8 protein-coding genes and 1 pseudogene are annotated in these 9,204 nt (G+C 62.6%); all 9 read right to left on the bottom strand.

Annotated elements, in window-relative coordinates; translation table 11 throughout:
- Positions 1-162 (bottom strand): annotated as a pseudogene (locus tag EN906_RS38240) (RNA polymerase sigma factor); the annotation flags it as partial.
- 117 nt (positions 163-279) lie between these two features.
- Positions 280-3,027: a DUF2339 domain-containing protein gene (locus EN906_RS12575; RefSeq protein ID WP_127269262.1), complete on the bottom strand. Its 2,748-nt coding sequence runs from the start codon at positions 3,025-3,027 to the stop codon at positions 280-282.
- A gap of 112 nt (positions 3,028-3,139) precedes the next feature.
- Complete coding sequence (locus EN906_RS12570; protein ID WP_027162667.1) at positions 3,140-3,658, bottom strand: PaaI family thioesterase; 519 nt, start codon at positions 3,656-3,658, stop codon at positions 3,140-3,142.
- The gene (gene recO, locus EN906_RS12565; protein WP_127269263.1) at positions 3,655-4,431 is read right to left on the bottom strand and encodes a DNA repair protein RecO; all 777 of its coding nucleotides are present in this window, start codon (positions 4,429-4,431) and stop codon (positions 3,655-3,657) included. Before recO ends, EN906_RS12570 begins: the two co-directional genes overlap by 4 nt.
- A gap of 132 nt (positions 4,432-4,563) precedes the next feature.
- Entirely contained in the window at positions 4,564-5,700 is a 1,137-nt protein-coding gene (locus EN906_RS12560; RefSeq protein ID WP_127271628.1) for a porin, read from the bottom strand.
- A gap of 736 nt (positions 5,701-6,436) precedes the next feature.
- Positions 6,437-7,330, bottom strand: coding sequence for an aminoglycoside phosphotransferase family protein (locus tag EN906_RS12555; protein ID WP_127267162.1), 894 nt, complete (start codon positions 7,328-7,330; stop codon positions 6,437-6,439).
- A 5-nt stretch (positions 7,331-7,335) separates the two neighbouring features.
- Complete coding sequence (gene era, locus EN906_RS12550; RefSeq protein ID WP_127267161.1) at positions 7,336-8,262, bottom strand: GTPase Era; 927 nt, start codon at positions 8,260-8,262, stop codon at positions 7,336-7,338.
- Positions 8,259-9,014, bottom strand: a complete 756-nt coding sequence (gene rnc / locus EN906_RS12545) for a ribonuclease III (protein ID WP_127267164.1) — start codon at positions 9,012-9,014, stop codon at positions 8,259-8,261. Before rnc ends, era begins: the two co-directional genes overlap by 4 nt.
- Positions 9,014-9,204 (bottom strand): S26 family signal peptidase (locus EN906_RS12540; protein WP_245484236.1); only part of this gene is annotated, 191 nt, incomplete at its 5' end. The genes EN906_RS12540 and rnc, both read right to left, overlap by 1 nt.

The following is a 9,204-nucleotide window of genomic DNA, read 5'->3' as shown; positions in this document are numbered from 1 at the left end:
ATCCTGGACAAGGTCGTCGGCAGCGTCGCGGTCGCGCAAAAGCGAGCGTGCGTAGCGGCGCAGGCGCGGTATTTCGCCAAGGATTGCTGCCTTCTTTTCGTCCATGACCGCTGGTTTCGAGGTCGCCCTTATTGATCCCAATTGAACGCGCCTTCCGGGCACGGCGCAAGCGGCCAGCGCGAAGCGGTCTCCCGCCCCGGTCACCTAAGCAATGCAATAACGCTGGCTAGTGCCGATTTATTCCCGGTCGGGGTGAAATCTTATTGTTCTTGCTTGCCTTTATCCGTTTTCCCGCGCCGCCCGCGTCAAAAGCCGCTGATAAAACAGGCCGATGCCGATCAGCACGGCGCCAAGGCCGATGAACGACAACGCCCTCAGCACACCTTCCAGCTCCGACATGTCGAAGATGAAGACCTTCAGCACGGCGATCGCGATCAGCGCGGCCGAGGCGACGCGCAGCACCTGCGATTTCAACCAGACACCGGCTGTGAGGAGCGCAACGCCAATCACCAGCCAAAGCGCCGAGTAGGTATAGGTTTCCAACTGGCCGAGGCCGCTCCACAAGCCGATGAACTCGCCCTTGAACAGGCGCCTCACCGACAGCGTGGCATAGGCGAAGGCAAGCACGGCAGCCACCACGGCCAGCATCTGCGCATACCATTTCGGCCGCTTGTCCCTGGCGTAGAGCGCCAGTCCCCCGGCGGCGACCGCAGGCAGGAGATAGGCGAGGAACAACAGGTTGAACACCGGGATCCGGCCTGTCGATTCGTCTGACAACAGCGGATTCAGCACGACGAAGTGCCTGACAACGATGAAGGCGACCGAGGCCACACCGGCGGCCATCGAACCATAGCGCAGCACCGAGCTTGGCGAGCGCATGTCGATGGCGACCAGGATGGCGCCGGCGCCGATGGCGATCAGGGTGTAGATCGACTGTTCGGCGAGCGTCATGGCACCCGTGTCGATGACGCCGCCGTGCATGGCGTGGCGCACCAGCATAGCGAGCGTGAGCAGCGCAAACAGCGCCGCAGCCGCCTCCATGGCAAGGCGCGGCCGGCCATTCGTGGTGCGCGCAAGCTGCCAGGCGGCAAAGCCGAAGGCCAGTGCCGGCACGCCGTAGCCTGGCAGCAGCCAGTTGAACACCGGCGTCGTCGACAGGAACCCGGCACCGACGATGGTCGGGTCGAAAGCGACGCGGCCAAGCACCGCGATCACCGCGCCGACCGAAATCCAGCCGAGCACCGGATAGGCGCGCCAGCGCGTAGTCAGCGCCGGCACGATGGCCGCCGCACCGAGCAGGATGGTGGTCCAGCCGGAATCGAAAGCCATATGCATGAGCAGGAGCCCGGCGATGGCCGCGCCGCCCAGGGCAAACGACACCGCGACACCGCCCTTGAGCGGCGGCTCCTCGGCCCGCGCGATCCACTCGCCGCCGGCGGCGAAAATGACGACCAGCAGTGCCGCTGCGGCAGCGTAGACAAGGTCACGGTCGAGATTGCCGAAGGTGAACCAGAGTGCCAGCAGGATGACCAGCGGGACAATGACGCCCCACGCTGCCCATGAGGCCGCGCGGATCTGCGTGCCGGCGGCGAACCGGCGCGCGGCCCAGAAGCCGGCGCCGATGAAGACCAGGCCGAGTACGATGCCGATGCGCAAGGTCAGCGCGTTGGACGTGGCCACCGGCAGTCCGTCGACGCCCAAGGCGCCGCTGGAAAAATCGGAAGCGATCGAGGTTGGCGGGATGATGCCGAGATAGATCAGCACCGTGACCAGTCCCGCGGCATAGAGGAGCGGCAGCGCCAGCGGACGATAAAGCGCGACCCCCACCATCGCGGCGATCACCACCGCGCCCGGCAAGGCGTAGCCGGCGGCAGCGAAGGCCGGGTCGACCGACAGGCCCAGCGCCGAGAATGCGACGAACAGGCCAGGCACGATGGACGGCCAGTCGAAAGCCCTGGCTGGTCCAGGTTCGTCGTCACGGCGAGCGAGCCAGACAAGGGCGAGCACGGCCAGCGTGACGGCGTCGATGAACAGGATGGCAGAGAGGTTCGCCCCTGGCGCATCGGTCATATAGAGGATGGTCCAGACACCGGCGCCGAAAAAGGCGGCCGCCATCAGTAATTTCCAATCGCGCATGCGGGCGATGACGCCGGTGACGGCAAGCACGATCGCGAGATAGCCGAAAAGCGCCCAGGGATTGGGTGCCTGCGAGGCGACCAGCACCGGCGTCACCATGGCGCCTACCAGGCCGATGCCGGCCAGCGCCTGACCATGGACCAGGGCGGCCGCGATCGTTGCCACGCCGATGACGCCGAGCAGCGTGAAGGCGAGTGCCGGGCCGATGAAGCCGTAAATGCCATGCGCGGCATAGACGGTGCCGAACAGGATGAAGGCACCGGCAGCAGTCAGGATCGCTGGAATATAAGCGCCAGCGGCCCCTTGCACCGGCACCTTGAAGCCGGTGCGGCGGATGAACTCGCCGCCGGCCACCAGCACCAGGCCGAGCACGCCGGCCATGGTCAGCCGCACGCCGGGACCGAAAATACCTGCCTCGATGGTGTAGCGGATCAGGAACAGGCCGCCCAGCGCCAGCGCGATGCCACCGACCCAGACCGCCCAGCGGGTGCCGAGCGCGGTTTCGACATCGGATTGGCGGGCGGCTTTCGCCGCTCCGGGAAGCTCCGCAGGTTCCACTGCCTTCGGTGCCGGTTCTGGAGCGGTCCACGGGCCGGAGACGATCTCGCCGGTCGAGTCTTCCGTGTCCGTGGCTGGCGCCGGGACGGTGACCGCTGCGCTTACCTCCGGCGGAACGATATCGGTCGCAGCCGCTGCGTCCGGAGCCATGTCGGCGGGCGCGTTGTCGTCCACCTGTTCGGAGGACTTGGCCGCAGGCGGCACGGCACCGGAAAGGACCAGGCTGCGCAGCGCGCCTAGTTCACGCTCGACAAGGCCGATGCGGCTCTGCTGGCGCGAAATGATGACGAACAAGGCGATGATGGCGACAAGGCCGATCAGGCTTTCAAACATGGCGGTTCCCCCAAACCAGGCCAGTTTTCACTGACATTCGTCTTACTGACATTCAAATGCGGCGGCCAAACGGCCAGAAAATCCAAGCTCGGAAAACTCAATGCGCCGCCAGTCAACGCGCCGCCAGATTGGCGGCCGGAAAGATCGAGCATGTTTCGGTGCCGAAAGCCAGCAGCTTGCCGCCGGCATCCTTCAGCGTCGCTTCCGACACCGCCAACGTGCGGCCCTTGTGAACAACCCTGCCCTCGCACACCACCTCGCCGGTCTTCGGCGTGATGGGACGCGTCAAATTCACCTTGAACTCCGCCGTGGTATAGGCCTCGCCCTTTTCGAGCAGCGTCTGCACGGCACAGGCCAGCGCCGAATCGAGCAGCGTCGCCGCCCAGCCGCCATGCACGCTGCCCAGCGGATTGAGATGGCGCTCGCTCGGCATGCCACGAAAGACAGCGCGCCCTTCCGAGACTTCGGTGAGAGTGAAATTCAGCTGGAAGGAAATCGGCGGCGCCGGATACTTGCCGTCGACGATGCGCTGCAGCAATTCCAAACCGGTGTATTTCAGGATGTCGGCGTGCGGAATGGTGCCGAGGCCGAGCGGTGAGACCCGGCCAGGATAAAGTTCGACCTCGCTCATGTGATGATTTCTCTGGCTGCGTCTTCGCCAGCTATGGCCTTGCCGCGCGCGTGATGTTTGCGCAAGGCGGCGAGGAAGCCGGTACGAGCGTCCGGCGGCTCGATGCCGCGCGGCTCATAGACGTGGCGGTTGAAGAAGAAGCCGGTGAGCCGGAAGGCGTCGTCGACATCAGCCGCATCGGCGCGCAGGCCGGAGCCGCGCTGCAGGAAGGCCGGCAGAGCCAGCATCTTGTCGCGCCACGGCAAACCGGCTTCGCGCGATACCGCACGTCCCGACTTCGGTGAGACATAGGCCAGGTCCTGTCGCGTGCCGGTGGCGGCGCATTGGCTGAGATCGAGGCCGAAGCCGAGTTCGTCCAGCACCAGAAGCTCGAAGCGCGCCACCAGTTCGCCGGCAACGTCGGCGTCGTCGAGATGGACGATCATCACGGCAAGCGTTTCGTAGAGACCTTCATGCGCGTCGCGCTCGGGCAGCAGGCGCAGATGCGCGGCCATGGTCTGCAATCCGTAGACGGCAAAGGCGCTGTCCATCAACCGGGCCGCGTTCATCTCGATCGCCTCGGCCTGGAACGTGCCGAGGTGCTCGTCAAGGCGCGCTCGCCACAACAGGTCGACACGGTTGCCGGGCTGGAGCACAGGCTGCTGCTTGCGCGAACGGCCGCCACGAACAAGGCCGAGATGACGGCCATGCGCTCGCGTCAACACCTCGAGAATGGCGCTGGTTTCGCCATGCTTGCGGGTGCCGAGAATGATTCCCTCGTCGCGCCATTCCATTTCAGGAGCTTTTCACCGATCGGGTGGCGAAATCAAGGTATGGGCTTGGCCCCCGGGTAACTCTCATGCCAATGCATAAAAAACCGCCCGCAGCGATGTGCTGCGGGCGGGCTGGTGGGGTCAGTCGATCCGTTAGAAATTGCGCTGGAAGCGAACGATGCCGCCGACGCTGCTCTTCTTGTCGGCCTTCGTCCAGTTGTTGAAGTCCAAGTCGTCGAATTTTCCTGCATTGAGGTAATCGACTTCAGTCGTGATCGTAAAGCCGGGCACAATGGTATAGGCCACGTTGGCCGCGACGCCGAGGTTCTTCCAGTCGTCATAGGAGACCTGGGCGTTGAACGAGGTCTTGTCGTTGAACTTGTAGGTGCCGCCGCCCCAGATCGCCCAGTTTCCGCCCCATGGCTTGTATTGGGTACGGCCTGTGCCGAAGTCGTTGATGTTGTCGTTGGTGCCGTAGCCGCCCATGACGAACAGCGTCAGTTCCTTGCTGACGTTGACGTCCAAACGGACCTTGCCGGACACTTCCTCATAATTGCTGTCATAGGCCACGACGCCGGTGATCGCACCCCAGTCGCCCTTGTACTTCAAACCGCCGACGACATGCGGAACATAGCTGTCGATCGTGTTGACGCCGGTGCCTTCTTCGAGCGAGACCACGCCCGTGAAGCCGCTGCCTGCGTCGAAGTAGTAGCTGATGAGATTGGTATCCTTGACACCATACGGGATGAGCGTGTCCTGGATGACGTTGCCGGCATAACCGATGAACTGATCGTATACCGTTTCATCCTTACCGACGCGCAGGCCACCGAGCTGGATCCAGGCGAAATTGAGGCTGGTGGCCTTGTTGCCGGCCTGCCAGCCAGAGCCACTAGTCTCATAGTTGCCGCTGCTGTTGCCGAATTGAAAGCGAGTCTCGGTAAAGGTCTTCAACGTGCCGAGCTCGGTTTCCTGGCCGGTATAAGTCCTCAGCGTGAAACGCATGTTCTTATACCAGGTATCGTTGCTGTCGCCGTCCTCGGTATCCGGAACGTTATTGGCGCCATCCAGCGCGCCGGAATCGCCAGCGCCCATGTCATAGCGCAGATAGCCGCCGATGCGCAGGCAGGTCTCGGTGCCCGGAATGTAGAAGTAACCGGCGCCGTAGACGTCGCAGATCTTGACGTATTCGGCCGGTTCCGGTTCGGCGACGACGACAGCGTCGGCGGCGCGCGCGCCGCTGACCGCGATCAGGGCCGCGGCTGAGCCGAGAAGGAGGCTCTTGATGTTCATTTTCTGACCTCTCCAGTCATAGTTATAAATGGCTTCGGATTTGTGGCTGGCGGCAATGTTTTCCCGCCTCACCCCCACAACGAAAAAGGCTCACACCGCTCGCCCTTTTCAGCGGCGAACATACCCATCGTTCATCTGCCTTCAATGACGATTTCCGGAATAATTACAATTCCACAAACAGATTAATGCCGTGTTGCACAAATAACACTTGATAATCCGACGAGCGGCACAAATGGCACAATGTCATTTATTAAATACATATACGGATACTTTCGCGTCTAACTATACTGATAACGTGTTATATTTCCAAAATGGCAGCATAATACGCAAAATATACCTCAATTCTGTCGAAATTTATTTGATTCTTGCCGCCTCCCCTTCTGTTGCCAGATAACGCCCATCTGCAAATCCCGCTCTGATACCGAGGCGAAAAGCGGGATGACGCTTCCAAGGGTGTCTGCCCCCTCCAAGGCGGTCGAAACTTCCTGGAGTGCCGTCGTGTCGCCGATTGTGACAGCAGCCAGCCGTTGAAAAACGATTCCTCCGTGACGCCCTCTCAGTCGACCTGAACGACGCAGGCGATGCGCTCCCCCCGCCTCGATCAGGCGGGTGGGCACGCATAGGTCCGGGAAAGCATCGCCTCGGCCAGAATGTCCCTGGTCGCGCCATACGGGGCGGATGGATCGGCGACAGGATCAGGATCTGGTGGGCGAGAGCGCCTTGAACGTTTGGCGCCTCACCCCCGCCGCGCGTGATCGGCAAGCACCTCATCGATCACATGACGGGATTTTTCAACCTCGACAGGGTAGACGTCGATCTGTCCAGCTACCGTGATCAGCGCCTTCCAAAGCGTCCAGCCACGACCACGCGCCCACATCGCCTCATCGGCTGGAAGGCCGGCGCGAAACGCCTCCCGGCTTTTGCCTTCAAACAATGTCCAGGCAATCGCCAGATCGCAGGCGGGATCGCCAACGCCGGAGGTTCCGAAGTCGATCACCGCGCCCAACCGGCCTTGCCTGACCAGCAGGTTTCCGCAACTGACGTCGCCGTGGAACCAGACCGGCGCACCGTGCCATGGCGCGGCAAGTGCTGCCTCCCACACCGCGCGGGCTGCGACCGTATCGATCTTGCCGTCGAGGGCTGCAATCGCTTGCCGGGTTTCGCCATCGTAGACGCTGAGTGCTCCGCCGCGAAAGAAGTTGTGTTGTCCCGGCGCCGGTCCGCCAGTGGCATCGATCCTTTGCAAGGCGACCAGGAACGCGGCCAGGTCGGTCGCGAATCGCGGCAAGCTGGCGATACGCTCGCGCTCTGCCGTCTCGCCTTCGATCCAGCGGTAAACGGACCAGTGCCAGGGATAGCTTTCGGCCGGAACTCCCATCGCCAGCGGCACCGGGATCGGCAGCGGCAACAGAGGTGCGAGCCTCGGCAGCCAGCGATGCTCCTTTTCCACCTGCAGGGAATAGGCCGCGGCGCTTGGCAGCCGCACGGTCATCTCGTCGCCGAGATGAAAGGTCCTGTTGTCCCAGCCGCCAAACTCGACGGGCCTGACCGCAAGCTCCTTCCAACGGGGAAACTGCGTGGCGATCAATCGGCTGACAAGCGCTATGTCGATGTTCGGCTTGCTGACCATCGAGCCTAGCGCGGAAACTCGAGCCCCATCTCGCGATAGCGCTCAGGGTCGTCGCCCCAGTTCTCGCGCACCTTGACGAACAGGAACAGGTGCACCTTCTGTTCGAGGATGCCCGCTATCTCCATGCGTGCCGCCTGGCCGATGGCGCGGATTGTCTCGCCCTTGTGGCCAAGAACGATCTTCTTCTGGCTGTCGCGCTCAACATAGATGGTCTGGTCGATGCGCACCGAGCCATCCGGCTTCTCTTCCCATTTCTCGGTCTCGATATGCGAGGAATAGGGCAGTTCCTGATGCAGCCTTAGATACAGCTTCTCGCGCGTGATCTCGGCCGCGAGCTGGCGCATCGGCAGGTCCGAGATCTGGTCTTCCGGATAGTACCAGGGGCCGACCGGCAGAGCCTCGGCCAGATAATCGAGCACGTCCTTGCAGCCGGAACCGGTCAGCGCCGACACCATGAAGGTGCGCTTGAACGGCACCCTTTCGTTCGCTGCCGCCGACAGAGCGAGCAGCGCTTCGTGCTTGACGCGGTCGACCTTATTGAGGATCAGCACCATCGGCTGGCGCACATCCTTCAGCCGTTCGAGGATGGCGTCGGCGTCGCCCCTGATGCCGCGTTCGGCATCGATCAAAAGCAGCACGATGTCGGCGTCCTTGGCCCCGCCCCAGGCGGTGGTCACCATCGCCGTGTCGAGCCTCCGCTTCGGCTTGAAGATGCCGGGCGTGTCGACAAAAACGATCTGCGCATTGTCATGCGTGGCGACGCCGCGCACGATGGCGCGGGTCGTCTGCACCTTGTGGGTGACGATCGACACCTTGGCGCCCACCAATTGGTTGACCAGCGTCGACTTGCCCGCATTGGGCGCGCCGATCAGCGCGACAAAACCGGAATGCGTGGCGGCGGCTGCGGTCGCCGGCTCTTCGGTAGCGGTCATGCCGCACTCCCTTCACTGGAGGGTCGCGCGCCCTCCGATTTTTGGGCCGATGTGGTGGCCCAGACGCCTTCGCGCACAAGAAATGCCGAAGCCGCCGCTTCTTCGGCAACCCTGCGGGAGCCGCCAGTGCCGCTTATCGGCGCAAAACCGCGGACCTGCAAGGACACGGTGAAGACGGGCTGGTGGTCCGGGCCTTCGCGCTTTTCGATCACGTATTCGGGTCTGATATCGCTGGTCTTGGCAATCCATTCCTGCAGATCGGATTTCGGATTGAGCGGCTTTGTGATCACCGTATGCGAGCGCGGTTCCCAGTAGCGCAGGACAAACCGCCGCGCGGCCTCGATGCCACCGTCAACGTAAACCGCCGCGATCAGGGCTTCGACCGCATCCGCCAGATAGTTTCCGCCCGAGCCACGCGACCGCATCTTCAAGGCAGAATCGGCGCGGACCAGATCTTCCAGCTGCATTTCGATGCCGATCTCGGAGCATGTCCGCGCATCGACCAGCGCATTGAAACGCGGCGCGATTTCACCTTCCGGCGCATCGGGAAATTTTTCGAAAAGCATATCGGCGACGACAAGCCCGAGCACGCGGTCGCCAAGAAATTCAAGACGCTGGTTGTTGGTGGCGGCCTTGACCGCACTGGAATGCGTCAAGGCGGTCTCGAGCAAGCGGATATCCTTGAAGACGTGGCCGGTCTTGGCTTTTACCAAACCGGCCAGAGTTTCGCCTGTCGGACGCTTCAAAGCCATCAATTGACGAAGTGGAACAGGCGCGAAGCGCGCATCAGCGACGGCCATTTCCAGATTTCGAGAGGGCTCGCCTTGCCGGCGATCGAGAAGAAAACAAGATTGGCACGGCCAACCAGATTTTCCGCGGGAACGTAGCCGACGGTGAAACGGCTGTCGGCGGAATTGTCCCGGTTGTCGCCCATCATGAAAT

This window comes from Mesorhizobium sp. M7A.F.Ca.CA.004.06.1.1, assembly GCF_003999135.1.
In the GTDB taxonomy this organism is placed as follows: Bacteria; Pseudomonadota; Alphaproteobacteria; order Rhizobiales; family Rhizobiaceae; genus Mesorhizobium.
This window is presented reverse-complemented; position numbering and strand designations above follow the sequence as displayed.

Coding starts and splice junctions, on each gene's coding strand:
- era (WP_127267161.1), bottom strand. CDS start 8,262: ATGACCGCTACCGAAGAGCCGGCGACCGCAGCCGCCGCCACGCATTCC.
- EN906_RS12555 (WP_127267162.1), bottom strand. CDS start 7,330: ATGGTCAGCAAGCCGAACATCGACATAGCGCTTGTCAGCCGATTGATC.
- EN906_RS12570 (WP_027162667.1), bottom strand. CDS start 3,658: ATGAGCGAGGTCGAACTTTATCCTGGCCGGGTCTCACCGCTCGGCCTC.
- rnc (WP_127267164.1), bottom strand. CDS start 9,014: ATGGCTTTGAAGCGTCCGACAGGCGAAACTCTGGCCGGTTTGGTAAAA.
- EN906_RS12560 (WP_127271628.1), bottom strand. CDS start 5,700: ATGAACATCAAGAGCCTCCTTCTCGGCTCAGCCGCGGCCCTGATCGCG.
- recO (WP_127269263.1), bottom strand. CDS start 4,431: ATGGAATGGCGCGACGAGGGAATCATTCTCGGCACCCGCAAGCATGGC.
- EN906_RS12575 (WP_127269262.1), bottom strand. CDS start 3,027: ATGTTTGAAAGCCTGATCGGCCTTGTCGCCATCATCGCCTTGTTCGTC.